Origin of the sequence: Pseudodesulfovibrio pelocollis (genome assembly GCF_030282845.1) — a bacterium.
GTDB lineage: Bacteria > Desulfobacterota > Desulfovibrionia > Desulfovibrionales > Desulfovibrionaceae > Pseudodesulfovibrio > Pseudodesulfovibrio pelocollis.
The window spans coordinates 87198-103406 of the sequence record NZ_JASTWE010000006.1; the positions used below are offsets into that span (position 1 = coordinate 87198).

The window sequence follows — 16209 nt, forward strand, 5'->3', positions numbered from 1 at the left end:
CATCGTGCGAGGCCTTTGGCGTTTGATCGATTGGGTTCCGGGCTAGTGGGGACAGACGGCCAGGACGTTGACCGGCTTGTAGCCGTTGCCCGGGTCCAGGGCGAAGCGGCAGCCCAGGTGCGAGTCGTCGCGCTTGTTTTCGATGTCCTCTTCGGAGCCGAGGTAGAAGGGGCAACTGTTGTTGTTGCAGATGAGGATGACCCCCCAGCCTGTTTCGGGCGGGGCGAGCCAGGGCTCCATGGCCCGGTTGCAGTGCGGGCAGTCGTGATCCTTGAGTTCGGTGATGATGCCGGCATATTCATGAATGACCATGATGTCTCCTTGTGGATGCGTGTAGCAGGAATTGCTTTAGGTATGTAGATAATCCTGCAACCGCTGACGTCAAGGGGAAGGACGGTTATTAACGGGCTTCTAGTGCAGGTCGTCCCCGGCTTCGGGGGTGTCGGTGGGGGCGTGTGGCGATGTCCTGGTCAGGCCGTGCAGCAGCCGGAACAGGGCTCGGGCCGAGGCGGGCGGTTTGCCCGCATCCTTTTCGCGCCGGGCGGCCAGCACCAGCTGGCGCAGCCGCTGGCCTTCATCCGGGTGGGCCTCGAAGAGTTGCTGCACCAGTTCGTCGTCCCCGTCCACCAGCCGGTCCCTGAGGCGTTCGGCTCGGTGGAAGGCCTCGGTGCGCACGGCGTGGCCCTGTCTGGCCGCTGCCACGATTTCGCGGATGCGGCTGGTGTCAAAGGTGCGCATGAGCTTGCCCACGTATTGCAGGTGCCTGCGCCGGGCCTCGTGCTTGGTCAGGGTCCGGATGAGCAGCAGGGCCGATTCCAGTTCGGGAGGCAGCCCGGCCTCTTTGACCACCTTGTCACCCAGGGCGGCGAATTCCTCGCCCAGGGCCTGAAGCTCGCTGCTGTCGCGCTTGAGCTTGGACTTGCTGGGGCCGTATTCGCGCTCGTCGAATTCATCGGGTCTGTACAGTGAGTTGTTGCGTTTGCCCATGGTGTTAATACCCCGCCTGCGCCAGATCGCGCTCAAGCTGCGTGAAGATGGTTCCGGTGCCCAGGTTCAGCGCCCGGACCATTTCGTCAGCGCTCGGCTGGGTCAGGGCAATGCGCTGCGTGTAGTCGCCGGAGAAGAGGATGGCGTTGTCCGGGGTGGATTCGTCCACCAGGAAGAACTGCATGGAGATGACGGCCGCCGGGGGCGAGGCAGCGAAGTCGCCATACAGGGTGTTGACCACGCCTTCAAGGGTCAGGTGGGGCACGGCCAGGCTGCCCGGGGGCACGACGTGGGAGAATCGGCCCGAGCCCGCCAGCCAGTTGCGCAGCTCGGTGGAGAGCATGATGCCCGGCGTGATGAAGTATAGGTTGTAGAAGTCTGACTCCATGCGGCCGTTGGCCATTTGGTAGACCATCTCGCGGGTGTTGTAGAGTTCCGAGATGGTCAGCCTGCGGACGCTGAGCACCGGGCCGTCCTGGGCTGGCGGGGCGACATGCTCTCTGGTCGGGGCGATGCGGTAGTATCGTTTGTCGATGGGCTTGCCGCCGAGCTTGACGCAGGCTGTGCAGGCCAGGGCCAGGGCGATGAGCAGGATGAGTTTCTTCATGGTCTCCGGGTCCGGTTAATCGGTTTCAGGTCTGGCCTGTGTCGGCGGGCTGCCGAATATCACGCCCGAGGGGTAGCGCTTGGCATCGCGGGTGATGTCCCTGATGTTTTCCATTACCTCGCGGGTGTCCTCGATGATGGCATGGATGCTTGCCTCCTCGCTGGCAGTGAGCGAGTTGAGCCGGTTGGTCAGGGCATGGACCTTGGCCACGGCGGCGGCCATGTCGCGCGAGGCGTTGCCGATGTTTTCCAGGGACGGGGCAAGCTGGGCCATGGCCTGATCCAGGCGCGGATCGGCCAGGGTGCGGGCCAGGGCATCGGACGCCTGACGGAAGCTGGCCATGGCCGCTCGCGCATCGTGGACGGCGGCCACCGCATCCTGCTCCGAGGCCGCGATGAGCCGGTCCATGCCCTCCACCGCCCGGGCCGTGGCCGGGATGATCCGCTCGGCAGCCGGGTCGGCCAGCAGCCGGTTGGCCCGGGCCAGGATGTCGCGGGTTTCGGCGAGGATGGAGAGGATCTTTTTCCCGGCCTCCTTGCCGTCTTCGGTCTGGATGAAGGTATTGATGGTCGAGACGATGGACTTGATGTCCTTGATGATGGCCCCGATATCTTCCTGGCTGAGACCGCTCAAGGTCTTGCTGATGGTGGTCACGGCCGCCTCGATGCGGCTCATGGTGCTTTGCACCGCCGGAACGTAGTTGGTGGTCGGTATCCAGTCCACGGCCAGCGGGGGTTCTGCGTCCGAATCGTAGGTGAGATTGAGAAAGAGCTGGCCGGTGAGGCCGAGCGATGTGGGCCTAACCCGCAGGCCGTGGGCCACCTCCTGCTTGATGGTTTCGGCGAACTGCTGCTTGTCCAGGTCGCCGAACACGTCGTCGTCGATGTCGCAGATGACGTAGACGTAGCGGCGTTCGTCCTGTCTGGCGCCGGGGTAGGTGTTGAGCACGAAGTCGATGTCCGCCACCCGGCCGATGTTCACGCCGCGCAGCTTGACCGGCGAGCCCACCTCCAGGCCGTTGACCGATTCGTTGAAGTAGGTCTCGATGGTGAAACTGGTGCTGAAGAACCGGCCCGCGCCCAGAATGACGATGACCGCCATGAGCATAGCGGTGCCCAGGATGATGAATGCGCCAAGTTTGAAATAATCCTGTTTTCTGACCATCTGCTGTCCTTATTCGGCGGCGCAGTCAACCCGGGGGGTGCCTGCGTCTTGTGAGGGCATGCGGTGGAAGAACCGCTTGACGTAGATGTTTTCCGACGTGTCGCGCAGCACCCTGGGGTCGCCCTGGGCGACGATGGTCCTGACGTCCTTGTCCAGCATGATAACCCGATCGGCTGTTTTGTAAATGCTCTCCAGTTCGTGGGTGACGATGACAAAGGTGATGCCCAGCGCCCGCGACAGGCTGAGCACCAGCTCGTCAAGCTCGGCCGAGGAGATGGGGTCCAGCCCAGCCCCGGGCTCGTCGAGGAAGAGGATGGTGGGATCAAGGGCCATGGCTCTGGCGATGGCCGCGCGCTTCCTCATGCCGCCGCTCAGGGCCGCAGGCATCTTGTAGAGCGCCTTTTCCAGGTTGACCATGGCCAGCTTGGAGCGGGCGATCATGGTCATGGCCTCGCGCGGCAGGTCCGTGAACTCCTCCAGGGGAAGCATGACGTTCTGCAGCAGCGACATGGAGCCGAAGAGCGCGCCCATCTGGTACATGACGCCGAATCTGCGGATGATCTCGTCGCGCTCGCGGCCGCTGGCGGTCACCAGGTCCCGGCCGTCGATGAGCACCTGACCGGCCATGGGTTCATAGAGCCCGATCATGTTCTTGAGCAATGTGCTCTTGCCGCAGCCCGAGCCGCCGAGGATGATGAAGACCTCGCCGGGCATGATGTCGAAGCTGACGTTTTCCACCACTATGGTGTCGTCGTAGCCGCAGGTGAGGTTGCGTACGCTGATGATGGGGTGGACGGCGGTCATGGGTCTCCTCGCTGCCTATATCTTGAGGTAGTAGAAGGCCACGGCAAAGAGGCCGTCGGCAAAGGCGATGAAGATGATGCCCGAGACCACCGCGCTGGTGGTGGAGAGCCCTACCGCGCTCGCCCCGCTGCGGGTCTGCATGCCGCGCAGGCAGCCCACCCCGGCCACCAGCACGGCAAAGACCAGGGCCTTGGCCATGCCCCCGAAAAAGTCGCTGTAGTGGACGTATTTGAAGACCCGGGAGGTGAAGGTCACGAGCGGATAGCCCAGGGAGAGCATGACCAGCGCCCCGCCCACAAGGCTGGCCAGATTGAAGAAGATGGTCATCAACGGGACCATGGCCAGGGCCGAGAGCAGCTTGGGCACCACCAGAAAGCGCATGGGCGAGAGGCCCATGGTGGTCAGGGCGTCAAGCTCCTCGTTGATCTTCATGGTGCCGATCTCGGCCGCAAAGGCGGAGCCCGAGCGCGCGGCCAGCAATATGGCCGTGACCAGCGGCCCCATCTCGCGGAACATGACCAGCCCGAGCATGTTGGGCACGAATATCTCGCCGCCGAACCGCTGCAAACTGATGGCCGACTGAAACGACATGATCAACCCCATCAGGAAGCCGATGAGGGTGATGATGAACAGGGAGTCCACACCCACCTGGACGCAGGAGAGCAGGACGTCCTTCCAGCGGACTCGCGAGGGGTGGCGGATGACCCCGGCGATGATGACCGAGGCCTCGCCCACAAAGGACACCATCTCCCGTGTCGCGACCAGGGTCTCGCTGGCGGCCATGCCCACGCGGTGGGCCAACCCTCGCCGCTCGGGGATGAGGGAATCGAGCTGGTCCGGGCAGTGCCAGGTCAGGTCAATGAGCTGGCTGTGCTGCGGGCTGAGTCCGGTCAGGGCCAGGGTCGCCCCCTGGGCAGCGACCACTTCGCGCAGCTTGAGCAGCAGGGCCACGCCCGAACCGTCCATGTATTCGATGGCCGAGCAGTCGGCCGGCAGGTCCCGGCCTTGCAGGTTTCCGGCCGCAACGTGGGCCGCTGCGGCCGCTTCGTCCCAGACATGGGCCGTGCCCGGCGCATCGAGCCTGCCCCGGACCATCAGGCGCAACGAACCGCCGTCCTGGTCGGCGAGGACCGAGGCTCCCGGATGGTCCTTGGGCAGCGGATGATGCGTCACGGTTGGTTTCCTGTCTGTCTGGATCGGGCTGTCGGCCCTGTTGGTGGAAAGCAGAAGATATATGAGCTTTTTCAAAATGAAAAGGGCGACCTGTTTTTCCCCTCCGCCACGCCCGGCAACCTCTTGACAGGATCAGGAAAGAACATTATTTTTTTTGACTATGAATAACAGAAAAATTGACGATCTCGATCTAAGAATCCTGAATATACTTCAGGAGGACGGCAAGGTCTCCAATGCGGAAATCGCCCGCAAGGTAGGCAAGGCCCCGTCTGCCGTGCTTGAGCGCGTGCGCAAGCTGCGCAAGAGCGGGGTCATCAAGGGCTACGAGTGCATCGTGGATCACAAGAAGCTCGGGCGCGGCCTGACAGCCTTCACCTCCATCCGCGTCGAGGAGGGAGTGGGAGCCACCGAGGTGGGCGTGAAGCTCGCCCGGCTGCCCGAGGTGCTGGAGGTCCACTACACGGCCGGGCGGGACTCCTATCTGGTCAAGGTCCGGGTGGAGGACACCGAGGCGCTCCAGGCCACCCTGGCCAAATTCGGCACCATCGGGGCCGTGCGCGACACCAATTCGACCATCGTCCTGACCACGGTCAAGGAGTCCCGGGTGATTCCGCTCCCGGCAAACGACGAATAGCCTTTATTCAAGGAGTCTTTGATGACTATCGACATTTCCTCCCTGGACCCGAGGATCATCGCTCGGGGCCGGGAGTTCTTCGCGTCCATCTCCGGCGAGTCCCCCTCGGTCTTCAACAAGGGCTGGTGGACCGGCAAGGTCATGGACTGGGCCATGAAGAACGAGGACTTCAAGGTCCAGATGTTCCGCTTCGTCGATGTGCTGCCGTATCTGAACACCTCGGAATCGCTGTCGCGTCATATCGAGGAATATTTCGCGGGCGACGACTCCAACATCCCGGATGTGCTCAAGTGGGGCGCGACCAAGACCAAGCTGGGCGGCGGTCTGGTGGCCAAGGTGCTCAACATGACCATCCGCTCCAACATCGAGTCCATGGCCCGCCAGTTCATCATCGGCCAGACGGCCAAGGAGGCTGTCAAGGGCATCCGCAAGCTGCGCAAGGACGGCTTCTCCTTTGTCATCGACCTGCTTGGCGAGGCCACGGTCAGCGAGGCCGAGTCCGGGGCCTACCGCGACGGTTACCTGGAAGTGCTCGACGCCATCCACAAGGAACTGGACAAGTGGCCCGCCCTGGACGGCGGCAAAGGCGACCTCGACTGGGGCCACGCCCCCCGGGTCAATGTGGCGGTCAAGCCCTCGGCCTTCTACTCTCAGTCCAAGCCCGTGGACCTGGACGGCACCACCGAGGGCATGCTCGCCAATATCGAGCCGGTGTATCGCAAGGTCATGGACATGGGCGGGTTCCTGTGCATCGACATGGAGCAGCTCAAGTACAAGGATGCCACGGTGGAGCTGTACAAGCGCCTGCGCACCAAATACCCCGACTATCCGCACCTGGGCATCGTCTTCCAGACCTATCTGCGCAGCGTGGACTCGGACGTGAGCGACTTTCTGGCCTGGGCGCGCGAGGCCGCGCTGCCGGTCTCCATCCGGCTGGTCAAGGGCGCCTACTGGGACTATGAAACGGTCATGGCCAAGCAGAACGGCTGGCCCGTGCCCGTGTGGACCCACAAGCCCGAGTCCGACGCCGCCTTTGAGCGCGTCTCAAGGACCATCCTCGAAAACAGCGACATCTGCCACTTTGCCTGCGCATCGCACAACATCCGCACCATCTCGGCGGTCATGGAACTGGCCTCGGCCCTGGAGGTGCCCGAGGAGCGCTACGAGTTCCAGGTGCTCTACGGCATGGCCGAGCCCGTGCGCAAGGGGCTGAAGAACGTGGCCCGGCGGGTGCGCCTCTACTGCCCTTATGGCGACCTGCTGCCCGGCATGGCCTATCTGGTGCGTCGCCTGCTCGAAAATACGGCCAACGAGTCGTTCCTCAAGCAGACCTTTGCCGATGAGGCGGACATGGACAGGCTGCTGGAAAACCCGGAAATCACCCTGCGCCGCCAGCTGGAGGCCAAGTGCAGGACCGCCGCACCCGACAGGGAAGATAAGGAAGGCATCGGCCGGTTCCGCAACTTCCCGGCCGCGGACTTCACCATCGAGGCCGAGCGGCTGGCCTTTCCGGCAGCCATCGAGCGGGTGCGCGCCGCAGTCGGCACCACGGTGCCCCTCTTCATCAACGGCCGCGACGTGGAGACCGGCGACATCCTCGAATCATACAACCCGGCCGATCCCGACGAGATCATCGGCCGCGTCTGCCAGGCGGGCGTGACCGAGGTGGACCAGGCCATCGAGGCCGCCTCCACCGCCTATCTCACCTGGCGCGACGTGGCGCCCGATGGGCGCGCCGCCGTGCTCCTGCGCGCCGCGCAGCATCTCAAGGACAACATCCACGATTTCAGCGCCCTGCAAGTGCTCGAAGTGGGCAAGCAGTGGGATCAGGCCCACGCCGACGTGGCCGAGGCCATCGACTTCCTCGAATACTACGCCCGCGAGATGATCCGCCTTGGCAAGCCGAGGCGCATGGGGCAGGCTCCGGGCGAGATGAGCCATCTCTTCTACCAGGGCAAGGGCGTGGCCGCGGTCATCGCGCCGTGGAACTTCCCCCTGGCCATTTCCGTGGGCATGGTCTCGGCGGCCATCGTCTGCGGCTGCCCGGTGGTCTACAAGCCCGCGGGCAGTTCCTCCTGCATCGGCCGCGGTTTGGTGGAGATGTGGCGGGCCGCCGGGCTGCCTGACGGCGTGTTCAACTACACCCCCGGGCGCGGCTCGGTCATCGGCGACCATCTGGTGGACCACCCGGCCGTGTCGGTCATCGCCTTCACCGGCTCCATGGAAGTGGGCCTGCGCATCCAGGAGCGCGCCGCCAAGGTGCATCCCGGGCAGCAGCAGTGCAAGCGGGTCATCGCCGAGATGGGCGGCAAGAATGCCACCATCATCGACGACGATGCCGACCTCGACGAGGCCGTGCTCGGCGTGCTCTACGCGGCCTTCGGCTTCCAGGGCCAGAAGTGCTCGGCCTGCTCGCGGGTCATCGTGCTCGACGCCATCTACGACAAATTCACGGCCCGGCTGGCCGAGGCGGCCAACTCCGTCAAGCTCGGCCCGGCCGAGAACCCGGCCAATTACATGGGACCGGTGGTGGACAAGAGCGCCCAGAAGAACGTCATGCGCTATGTCGGCATAGCCGAGCAGGAGGGCCGCGTGCTGGTCCGGCGCGAGGTGCCGGACGAGGTCAAGGCGGGCGGCGGCTGCTACGTGCCCCTGACCATCGTGGATGGCATCACCCGCGATCACCGCCTCGCCCAGGAAGAGGTCTTCGGCCCGGTCCTGGCTGTGATGCGCGCCCGTGACATGGACGAGGCCCTTGCCATCGCCAATTCCACCCGCTTTGCCCTGACCGGGGCCATCTACTCGCGCAGCCCGGCCAATTTGGAACGCGCCTCCCGGGAATTCCGCGTGGGCAATCTCTACCTGAACAAGCCCAGCGTGGGCGCGCTGGTGGAGCGCCACGCATTTGGCGGCTTCAAGATGTCCGGCGTCGGCTCCAAGTCCGGCGGGCCGGACTACCTGCTCCAGTTCCTCGATCCGCGTCTGGTCTGCGAAAACACCATGCGCCGGGGCTTTGCCCCCATTGAGGAGGACGACGACTGGTTGAGCTGATTGCAGTAACCCGTTGAATTGCAAAGGCCCGGCGCATGATGTTCGCCGGGCCTTCTTTCTCGCGCCAGTCAAGAGGGCACCCGTGCGGCATCGCGCATTGACGGGCAGCAAGCCTTTCCGGTATCCAACAGGCGACAATCCAACCAAGACACAGCGAGGCTCCGTGAAAATCCAGGACTTGTTCGGCGAGGTGGCGGCCGCTCTCGAAGAGCGGACCCCGAGGCACGGCTACGACAGCAAGAGGAAGCCGCTGTGGCGCTGGGCCTCCCGGCAGCGCGGTTCCCTGTGGAAGCGGCTCGCCTTCATGTTCGAGCGTTCCACCTTCAAGGAATGGGATCGGGCCGAGGGGTGTTTTGGCCTGGAGCTGAGTCGGTCCTTCTGGCCCCTGCTCAACGATCCTGCCCCCTACGAGGCCGCCTTCGAGCGGCTGGAGGACGAGGAATCCCGTCTGGTTTTCCTGTGGCGGCTCAAGGTCAGGCTGGCCATGCCCTTTGTCATGCGCTGGGAGGACGTGTATCCCGCCCCCCAGCCGCCGGGCGTCGGCTCGCTGTCCATCGGGGAGCGGGAGGAGGCCTTTTGCAAGGGGTTCAAGTCTGGGCAATATCTGCTGCGCGACATCTGCATGCCCGATCCGGGAGATATGGTGCTCGACGTGGGCGCGTTTCTCGGAGACTCGGCCGTGGCCTTTTCCAGGCTGGTGGGGGATGGCGGAAGGGTCTATTCCATCGAGGCCCTGAGGCCCCAGTTCGAGACCCTGAAGGAAAATCTCGCCCGCTTCGGCTGCCACAACGTGACCGCGCATTTCAACGCCGCCTGGAACAGGAACGAAGACCTGTGTATCTCGGCCAACCGGGGAAGCTCATGCATCGGCGGGGCCGGCAACCCGGTTCCGGGAATTCGCCTGGACGATTTCGTGCGCGAGCAGGGGCTTGAGAGGGTCGATTTCGTCAAGATGGACATCGAGGGCGCGGAGCAGCAGGCCATCGAAGGCGCGGCCGAAACCATCCGCCGCTTCCGGCCCAAGCTGGCGCTGAGTGCCTACCATCGGCCGGAAGACATGTACCAGCTGATGGACATGGTCGCCGAACTGCACCCCGGGTATCGGTACTACATGCGCCATTACGACCCGAAGGGGCTTAACGATTCGGTCCTCTACGCGGTGGGCTAGGCGGACGGCTTACAGGGCCAGGCTCATGCTGTGCCAGACAGCCCCGCCGTGGGTGGAGGCGGACAGGCCGCCGTGCGCGAAACCCCTGCGCTGGTAGTAGGGCACAAGGTCTTCCTTGCACAGGAGCAGAACCTTGTGCTTGCCCATATCCCGGGCGTGGTTGACGAAGCCGTCCAGCAGCCGGGTGGCGATGCCCCGGTTGCGGTACTCGGGCAGCACCGACAGGGAGAAGATGACGATGTTCTCGCCGTCAGGGTCGTGGCCCACCAGTTGCTTGAATTCCGCGTCCGAGATGTCGTCCTTGCTGGTGGAGCCGCTGTTGATCTGGCCCACCACCCGGTTCTCCAGTTCGGCCACGAGGTAGCCCTCGGGATAGGTCTCGATGCGGGTGCGCAGGGCCGAGGTCCAGGCCGCTTCAAGCGGTGGGAACGAGCGTGCCTCAATGGTGTGGCAGGCGGTCAGGTCGTCGGGCTCGACCATCCGTATGGTGATGTTTTCCATGGGCTTGTCAGTCCAGTTCGGCGCCCTCAAGGGCGGCTTCGAGTTCTTCCCAAGTGCCATACGCATTTTCCAGCTCCTGTTCAATGGCTTCCAGCCGCGCCTGGTCGGCGGCCATGGTTTCGCCCGGTGTTTTGTAGTAGTCCGGTTCCGACATCCTCGCCTGGAGCGCTGTCTGTTCGGATTCCAGCGCCTCTATGCGGGTGGGCAGGCTTTTCAGGGCCTCGCGCTTTCGCTCAAGTTCGAACTTGTCCTTGTAGCTCAGTTTTTTTCTGGCCTCGGGGCGGGCCGGTGTCGCCTTGGCCCGGCAGGCCCTGGCCGGTTCGGCGGGTGTTTGGGGCCGCTGCCGCAGCCAGTCGTCGTAGCCGCCCACATACTCGGCCACCACGCCCTGGCCCTCAAAGGCGATGGTCGAGGTGACCACGTTGTTGAGAAATTCGCGGTCGTGGCTGACCAGCAACAGGGTGCCCGGGTAGTCCATGAGCAGCTCTTCGAGCAGGTCCAGGGTCTCGGCGTCCAGGTCGTTGGTGGGCTCGTCCATGACCAGCACGTTGGAGGGGCGCATGAAGAGCTTGGCCAGCAGCAGCCTGTTGCGCTCGCCGCCCGAAAGCACCGAGACCGGTACCCTGGCCCGGTCGGGCGGGAAGAGAAAATCCTTGAGATAGCCCATGACGTGCTTGTTGCGGCCGCCGATGTCGATGAAGTCGTTGCCGTCGGCCACGTTGTCGCGGGCCGATTTGCTCTCGTCCAGCTGGCCGCGCAGTTGGTCGAAATAGACCACCTGGAGATTGACCCCGTGGCGCACGCTTCCGGCCTGTGGCTCGATCCCGCCCAGCAGGAGCTTGAGCAGGGTGGTCTTGCCCGCGCCGTTGGGGCCGATCAGTCCCACCTTGTCGCCGCGCATGATGGTGGTGGAGAATCCGCCGATCAGGGGTTGGTCGTCGAAGCCGAAGCACAGGTCCGTGGCCTCGATGACCAGCTTGCCCGTGCGCTCCGCCTCCTGGATGATCATCTTTGCCGTGCCCCCGCGCTCGCGCCGGGCGCGCCGCTCCTCGCGCAGCTTGATCAACTCGCGCACCCGGCCCATGTTGCGGGTCCGCCGCGCCTTGATGCCCTGGCGAATCCACGTCTCCTCTTCGGCCAGCTTGCGGTCGAAGTTGTGGTTCTGTTTGGCCTCGGCCTCCAGGTCCGCCTCCTTGCGCGCCACATAGGTCGCGTAGTCGCAGTCCCAGTTGAAGAGGTTGCCCCGGTCCAGCTCCACGATGCGCGTGGCCAGCCGCCGGAGAAAGGCCCGGTCGTGGGTGACGAAGAGCACCGCCGCGTTCTGGCGCAGCAGGAAATCCTCAAGCCAGTTGATGGATTCGATGTCCAGGTGGTTGGTGGGCTCGTCGAGGATGAGCAGGTCGGGCTGGCTGACCAGGGCGCGGGCGAGCAGGGCGCGCCGCTTCATGCCGCCCGAAAGCGAGGCAAAGGGCGCGTCGCCGTCGAGCTTGAGGTGCGAGAGCGCGGCCTGGATGGTCTGGTGGTGGGGCCAGCCCCCGGCCTCTTCCAGGGCATTCTGGGCGTGTTCGAGCCGGGCCACCAGGGCGGACTGGTCTCCGTCGGCCGTGCCCAGCCGGTGCGCGGCCTGATGGTAGGCGCTCAGGTGCGCGCCTACCTTGCCCAGCCCGTGGGCCACGATGTCGTAGACCAGGCCGTCGAGATCGCCGGGCACCTCCTGGGGCAGCATGGCCACCCGCGCGCCCCGGGCGTAGTCCACGTTTCCGGTGTCCGGAACCAGCGTGCCGTCGATGACCGAAAGCAGCGTGGACTTGCCCTCGCCGTTGCGACCCAGCAGGCAGACGCGCTCGCCCGGCTCGATTTGCAGGGACACGCCGTCAAGGACGGTCGTGCCGGTGAAGTTGACGACGATGTCGCGGAGGCTGACGATGGCCATGATTGTCCTGCCCGTGAGATGGTCTGCGCGGGCCGCGGCGGCTAGGTGCAGGCGTCCTGAAAGGCCCGGTGCCGGGCATCGTAGGGCGGGTGGCCGAAGAAGGCCGAGCCCGAGACCAGCACATCCGCGCCCGCCTCGACCAGGGCGCGGGCGTTGTCCAGCGTCACGCCGCCGTCCACCTGGATGAGGGTGTCGCTCCCGGCGGCGGTGATCATGGCCTTGAGTTCGCGGACCTTGCTCATGCAGAAGGGGATGAAGGTCTGGCCGCCGAAGCCCGGGTTCACGGACATGATCAGGACCATGGAAAGCTGGGGGATGAGATAGCGCAGGACATCGAGCGGCGTGTGCGGATTGAGGGCCACGGCGGGCTTGGCCCCGGCCTCGGCGATCTGGGAGCAGACGCGCTCCAGGTGGTCGCAGGCCTCGGCGTGGACGCAGATGAGGTCGGCTCCGGCCTCGGCAAAATCGCGGATGTAGCGGCCCGGCTCGCTGATCATCAGGTGGCAGTCGAAGAACAGGTCGGATTTGGCGCGCATGGCCTTGATGATGGGCGGGCCAAAGGTGATGTTGGGCACGAATTGGCCGTCCATGACGTCCAGGTGGACCCACTTCAGGCCCGCCTTTTTCAGGGCCGTCAATTCGGATTCCATGTTGGCGAAGTCCGAGGACAGCATGGATGGGGAAAGGATCATCTCGCTCGCTCCGGGTAGGGATTGTCTGCTGGGAGAGGTGTACCCGCTCCGAACCGGATGCGCAAGCCCTTCGTCCTGTTCCGGCCGGGCAGCGGTCCGGGCTATCGGTGGCGGGGCTGGCTGGTGATGAGTTTGTCCGAGGCGAGGCCCAGCAGGCCGCCGAGGACCAGGGAGGCGAGCAGCAGCGAGGCCGTGGCCGAGGGCGTGGTCTCCGAGGCGAGGACAGTGAAGGGGATGCCCGTGAGCAGGCCGATGACAAGGCCGGTGAACCAGCCGGAAACGGGCATGCGGGCATAGGTGATGATGATGCCAAGGCCCATCCAGCGCAGCAGGGCGGCCACGCACAGGTGCCAGCCCGCCCCCTGGAAGACTAGCGGGATGACGTCGATGATTCCGGCGGCGGTACCGAGGAGCAGGGCCTTGATGAAGATGTCCATGCTCTCCGCTATTGCCCGAGTCGGGCCTACTTGTCCATCTTGAAATCGACCTTGATCTTGAACAGTCGGCTGGCGGGCAGGTTGAGCACCTTGATGCCCGTGGCCTCGGTGATGGAGGCGAGGATGGCCTCCACCGCGTCCATGTCCGGGGCGATGAGGGCGAACCAGACGTTGAACTCGTTCTCGCGCAGGTAGTTGTGGGTCACGCCGTCGTGCTTGTTGACCTCGGCCACGAAGGCGTCGAGCCTGTCCTCGGGCACCGAGGCCGCGCACAGCGTGGACTGCCAGCCCAGGGTGTTCGAGTTGAAATTGGCGCCCATGCGCCGGATCACGCCGGATTTTTTCAGGGCGTGAACCCGCGCGAGCACCTCGTCCCCGCTCAGCCCCACCTGCCTGCCGACCTCGTCATAAGGCCGCGAAACCAGGGGGAAATGAGACTGGATGATGTCGAGTATCTGCTTGTCGTAGGTGTCCATGGGGTTAGCCTCCGGCGGCCAGAGAACCTTTTGGAAAAGGTTCTCTGGACTCTCCAAAACTTTTTGTGTGAAACGGCGCTGGGCGGCTTGTTCAACCCGCAGAGGTCGTATGCGCCGTTTCGTCTTCTTCCCTTGATTGAGACGGCGTGACTTCGCGAGACCGTGCGCCCCTCTACGCCGCCCTCCGTTCTTTTCTTCCCAACTGACCTTTCAGGCGGCGTAGCCCATGCAGTTTTCCCCCAGCCGTAGGAGACATTAATTCTTCGCCTTCTTCTTCGGCTCGTAGGAGCACAAAGGCTCTTCGCGCAGGTAGTGGCCGTTCATGGTCTGGGCGCGGGCGCGGCAGCCGCCGCAGACGCGCTCGTATTCGCAGTGGCCGCACTTGCCTTCGTAGACATCCGGGTTGCGCAGGTTGAGGAACTGGGGCGAGGATTTCCAGATGTCCGGGAAGGGGGTGGTGCGGACATTGCCGCAGTCGAGATCGAGGTAGCCGCAGGGCTGCACCTGGCCGCGATGGGAGATGAAGCAGAAGCCCACGCCGCCCAGGCAGCCCCGGCTGACGGCATCGAGTCCGAAGGTCTCGAAGGTGACAGGGATGCCTTCTTCCTTGGCCCGCTGGCGCAGGATGCGGTGGTAGTGAGGGGCGCAGGTGGCCTTGAGCTGCATGTCCGTGGTCTTGCGGAAATCGTAGAACCAGTTGAGCACGTCCTCGTACTCGGTGGCGGTGATGACCTCGGTGCCCAGTTCCACGGCCCGGCCCGTGGGCACGAGCAGGAAGATGTGCCATGCGGATGCGCCGATTCGCTCGCAGAGATTGAAGATGTCCTTGAACAGGTGGAGGTTGTTCTTGGTCACCGTGGTGTTGATCTGGAACTCGATGCCCGCGTCCTTGAGGTACTGGATGCCACGCATGGAGGCGTCAAAGGCACCGATTTCGCCCCGGAATTCGTCGTGCTGGGCCGCCTCGGGCGCGTCGATGGAGATGGAGCAGCGCTCGATGCCCGCCTCCTTCATCATTTTTGCAGTCTCGGGCGTAATCAGCGTGCCGTTGGGGGCCATGACGCAGCGCAACCCCTTGGTCTTGGCGTAGGCGATGAGCTCGTACACGTCGTGGCGCATCATGGGCTCGCCGCCGGTGAAGATGATGATGGGGCTGCCCACGGCCGGGAAGGTGTCGATAAGTGCCTTGGCCTCGGCGGTTGACAGCTCGCCCTCGTAGGGCTCGGGGTGCGCCTCGGCCCGGCAGTGCTTGCAGGCGAGGTTGCAGGAGCGGGTCACCTCCCAGGCGATGAGGCGGCAGATGGGCGTGACGCCGTCGTCGAGCACCCGCTTGGGCGCGGTTTCCGCTCCCGGATGAGAGCCGGGCCGGGAGCCGGGATGGGAGTCGGGATGGGAGTCGGGATGGCCCATGGCGTGGGGGTGTTCGCCGGGATGTCCTTGTTGTTTGGTCATGTCGTTATTTCAGTGCCTTGAGCACGTCTTCGGTAAAATAGGTGAGGATGAGGTCTGCCCCGGCGCGCTTGAAGGCCACCAGGGATTCCATGACCACGGCTTGTTCGTCGATCCAGCCGTTGAGGGCGGCGGCCTTGATCATGGCGTATTCGCCGCTGACCTGATAGGCGGCCACGGGCGCGTCAAAGGCATCGCGCACCTGACGGATGATATCGAGATAGGGCAGGCCGGGCTTGACCATGATGATGTCCGCGCCCTCGCCCAGGTCGGCGGCGGCCTCGCGCATGGCCTCGCGCGCGTTGGGCGGGTCCATCTGATAGGTCTTGCGGTCGCCGAACTGCGGGGTGGACTCCGCAGCCTCGCGGAAGGGGCCGTAGAAGGCTGAGGCGAACTTGACCGCGTAGGACATGATGGGCGTGTTGACAAAGCCCGCCTCGTCGAGCGCGGCGCGGATGGCGGCCACGCGGCCGTCCATCATGTCGGACGGGGCGACCATGTCGGCCCCGGCGCGGGCCTGGGCCACGGCGGCCCGGGCGAGCAGGTTGAGCGTCGGGTCGTTGAGCACCTCGCCGTTCTTGACCAGCCCGCAGTGACCGTGGGAGGTGTACTCGCACAGGCAGGTGTCGGCCACCACGATCAGCTGGGGCCAGCGGTCCTTGAGCAGCCGGATGGCCTGCTGGACGATGCCCGAGTCGGCGTAGGCCTGGGAGCCGGTCTCGTCCTTTTGCGCCGGGATGCCAAAGAGGATGCATGCCCGAAGGCCGTTTGCTACGGCCTCGCCCACCTTCCGCTCCAGTTGCCTGAGCGAGAGCTGATACTGGCCGGGCATGGACGAGATTTCCTTCATGAAGGACTCGTCGTCGGTCTCGACCACGAAGTAAGGCATGATCAGGTCCTGGGGTCTGACCTGGTTCTCGCGTACCATTTCGCGCAGGGCCAGGCTGGAGCGCAGCCTGCGACCACGATGAAAATCCGAAGGAATCATGGCATTCTCCAGCAAAAAATCATTCATCCTGAATTTCTTGTATCCGATCTCGTCTCATCCGCCAACTCCGTGAATCATGCTGACCCTCTCCCCCCCGCGAAGCGCCCCAAAAAGTTTGGGAAAAAGGGGGATGGGGGTCCGGGGG

At 64.5% G+C, this 16209-nt stretch carries 16 protein-coding genes; 3 read left to right on the top strand and 13 right to left on the bottom strand.

Annotated features, from left to right (window positions below):
* Nucleotides 1–42: 42 nt before the first annotated feature.
* The 6 genes from QQS14_RS03920 to QQS14_RS03945 all read right to left on the bottom strand — a co-directional run bounded on the left by QQS14_RS03920 (nucleotide 43) and on the right by QQS14_RS03945 (nucleotide 4735).
* Nucleotides 43–312 carry a hypothetical protein gene (locus QQS14_RS03920; RefSeq protein WP_285905596.1) on the bottom strand — a complete coding sequence of 90 codons (270 nt, stop codon included), beginning with the start codon at nucleotides 310–312 and terminating at the stop codon, nucleotides 43–45.
* A 99-nt stretch (nucleotides 313–411) separates the two neighbouring features.
* Nucleotides 412–987 carry a ribosome biogenesis factor YjgA gene (gene yjgA / locus QQS14_RS03925; RefSeq protein WP_285905597.1) on the bottom strand — a complete coding sequence of 192 codons (576 nt, stop codon included), beginning with the start codon at nucleotides 985–987 and terminating at the stop codon, nucleotides 412–414.
* 4 nt (nucleotides 988–991) lie between these two features.
* Nucleotides 992–1594 (bottom strand): ABC-type transport auxiliary lipoprotein family protein, encoded by a 603-nt coding sequence (locus QQS14_RS03930; RefSeq protein WP_285905598.1) that lies wholly within the window; start codon nucleotides 1592–1594, stop codon nucleotides 992–994.
* A 15-nt stretch (nucleotides 1595–1609) separates the two neighbouring features.
* On the bottom strand, nucleotides 1610–2758 hold the full coding sequence (locus tag QQS14_RS03935; protein WP_285905599.1) for an MlaD family protein: 1149 nt from the start codon (nucleotides 2756–2758) through the stop codon (nucleotides 1610–1612).
* A 9-nt stretch (nucleotides 2759–2767) separates the two neighbouring features.
* Nucleotides 2768–3562, bottom strand: coding sequence for an ABC transporter ATP-binding protein (locus QQS14_RS03940; protein WP_285905600.1), 795 nt, complete (start codon nucleotides 3560–3562; stop codon nucleotides 2768–2770).
* 15 nt (nucleotides 3563–3577) lie between these two features.
* Nucleotides 3578–4735 (bottom strand): ABC transporter permease, encoded by a 1158-nt coding sequence (locus QQS14_RS03945; protein WP_285905601.1) that lies wholly within the window; start codon nucleotides 4733–4735, stop codon nucleotides 3578–3580.
* A gap of 160 nt (nucleotides 4736–4895) precedes the next feature.
* On the opposite strand from QQS14_RS03945, the gene QQS14_RS03950 reads away from it, so the two are divergent.
* The 3 genes from QQS14_RS03950 (at nucleotide 4896) to QQS14_RS03960 (ending at nucleotide 9588) form a co-directional block, all read left to right on the top strand.
* Nucleotides 4896–5369 carry an Lrp/AsnC family transcriptional regulator gene (locus QQS14_RS03950; RefSeq protein ID WP_285905613.1) on the top strand — a complete coding sequence of 158 codons (474 nt, stop codon included), beginning with the start codon at nucleotides 4896–4898 and terminating at the stop codon, nucleotides 5367–5369.
* Nucleotides 5370–5390: 21 nt separating this feature from the next.
* Nucleotides 5391–8420 (top strand): proline dehydrogenase family protein, encoded by a 3030-nt coding sequence (locus QQS14_RS03955; RefSeq protein ID WP_285905602.1) that lies wholly within the window; start codon nucleotides 5391–5393, stop codon nucleotides 8418–8420.
* 163 nt (nucleotides 8421–8583) lie between these two features.
* On the top strand, nucleotides 8584–9588 hold the full coding sequence (locus tag QQS14_RS03960; RefSeq protein WP_285905603.1) for an FkbM family methyltransferase: 1005 nt from the start codon (nucleotides 8584–8586) through the stop codon (nucleotides 9586–9588).
* Between the two features lie 9 nt (nucleotides 9589–9597).
* Here the strand turns inward: QQS14_RS03960 and QQS14_RS03965 are convergent, their stop codons facing one another.
* The 7 genes from QQS14_RS03965 to hemB all read right to left on the bottom strand — a co-directional run bounded on the left by QQS14_RS03965 (nucleotide 9598) and on the right by hemB (nucleotide 16064).
* On the bottom strand, nucleotides 9598–10089 hold the full coding sequence (locus QQS14_RS03965) for a GNAT family N-acetyltransferase (protein ID WP_285905604.1): 492 nt from the start codon (nucleotides 10087–10089) through the stop codon (nucleotides 9598–9600).
* Between the two features lie 7 nt (nucleotides 10090–10096).
* The gene (locus tag QQS14_RS03970; protein ID WP_285905605.1) at nucleotides 10097–12022 is read right to left on the bottom strand and encodes an ATP-binding cassette domain-containing protein; all 1926 of its coding nucleotides are present in this window, start codon (nucleotides 12020–12022) and stop codon (nucleotides 10097–10099) included.
* Between the two features lie 41 nt (nucleotides 12023–12063).
* Entirely contained in the window at nucleotides 12064–12714 is a 651-nt protein-coding gene (gene rpe / locus QQS14_RS03975; RefSeq protein WP_285905606.1) for a ribulose-phosphate 3-epimerase, read from the bottom strand.
* A gap of 101 nt (nucleotides 12715–12815) precedes the next feature.
* The gene (locus QQS14_RS03980) at nucleotides 12816–13151 is read right to left on the bottom strand and encodes a hypothetical protein (RefSeq protein ID WP_285905607.1); all 336 of its coding nucleotides are present in this window, start codon (nucleotides 13149–13151) and stop codon (nucleotides 12816–12818) included.
* A 26-nt stretch (nucleotides 13152–13177) separates the two neighbouring features.
* Nucleotides 13178–13627 (bottom strand): siroheme decarboxylase subunit alpha, encoded by a 450-nt coding sequence (ahbA, locus tag QQS14_RS03985; RefSeq protein WP_285905608.1) that lies wholly within the window; start codon nucleotides 13625–13627, stop codon nucleotides 13178–13180.
* Between the two features lie 255 nt (nucleotides 13628–13882).
* Nucleotides 13883–15079, bottom strand: a complete 1197-nt coding sequence (gene ahbD, locus QQS14_RS03990; protein WP_285905609.1) for a heme b synthase — start codon at nucleotides 15077–15079, stop codon at nucleotides 13883–13885.
* Between the two features lie 4 nt (nucleotides 15080–15083).
* The gene (gene hemB / locus QQS14_RS03995) at nucleotides 15084–16064 is read right to left on the bottom strand and encodes a porphobilinogen synthase (protein ID WP_285905610.1); all 981 of its coding nucleotides are present in this window, start codon (nucleotides 16062–16064) and stop codon (nucleotides 15084–15086) included.
* Nucleotides 16065–16209: the final 145 nt, after the last annotated feature.

Coding starts and splice junctions, on each gene's coding strand:
- QQS14_RS03920 (WP_285905596.1), bottom strand. CDS start 312: ATGGTCATTCATGAATATGCCGGCATCATCACCGAACTCAAGGATCAC.
- yjgA (WP_285905597.1), bottom strand. CDS start 987: ATGGGCAAACGCAACAACTCACTGTACAGACCCGATGAATTCGACGAG.
- QQS14_RS03930 (WP_285905598.1), bottom strand. CDS start 1,594: ATGAAGAAACTCATCCTGCTCATCGCCCTGGCCCTGGCCTGCACAGCC.
- QQS14_RS03935 (WP_285905599.1), bottom strand. CDS start 2,758: ATGGTCAGAAAACAGGATTATTTCAAACTTGGCGCATTCATCATCCTG.
- QQS14_RS03940 (WP_285905600.1), bottom strand. CDS start 3,562: ATGACCGCCGTCCACCCCATCATCAGCGTACGCAACCTCACCTGCGGC.
- QQS14_RS03950 (WP_285905613.1), top strand. CDS start 4,896: ATGAATAACAGAAAAATTGACGATCTCGATCTAAGAATCCTGAATATA.
- QQS14_RS03955 (WP_285905602.1), top strand. CDS start 5,391: ATGACTATCGACATTTCCTCCCTGGACCCGAGGATCATCGCTCGGGGC.
- QQS14_RS03965 (WP_285905604.1), bottom strand. CDS start 10,089: ATGGAAAACATCACCATACGGATGGTCGAGCCCGACGACCTGACCGCC.
- QQS14_RS03970 (WP_285905605.1), bottom strand. CDS start 12,022: ATGGCCATCGTCAGCCTCCGCGACATCGTCGTCAACTTCACCGGCACG.
- rpe (WP_285905606.1), bottom strand. CDS start 12,714: ATGATCCTTTCCCCATCCATGCTGTCCTCGGACTTCGCCAACATGGAA.
- QQS14_RS03980 (WP_285905607.1), bottom strand. CDS start 13,151: ATGGACATCTTCATCAAGGCCCTGCTCCTCGGTACCGCCGCCGGAATC.
- ahbA (WP_285905608.1), bottom strand. CDS start 13,627: ATGGACACCTACGACAAGCAGATACTCGACATCATCCAGTCTCATTTC.
- ahbD (WP_285905609.1), bottom strand. CDS start 15,079: ATGACCAAACAACAAGGACATCCCGGCGAACACCCCCACGCCATGGGC.
- hemB (WP_285905610.1), bottom strand. CDS start 16,064: ATGATTCCTTCGGATTTTCATCGTGGTCGCAGGCTGCGCTCCAGCCTG.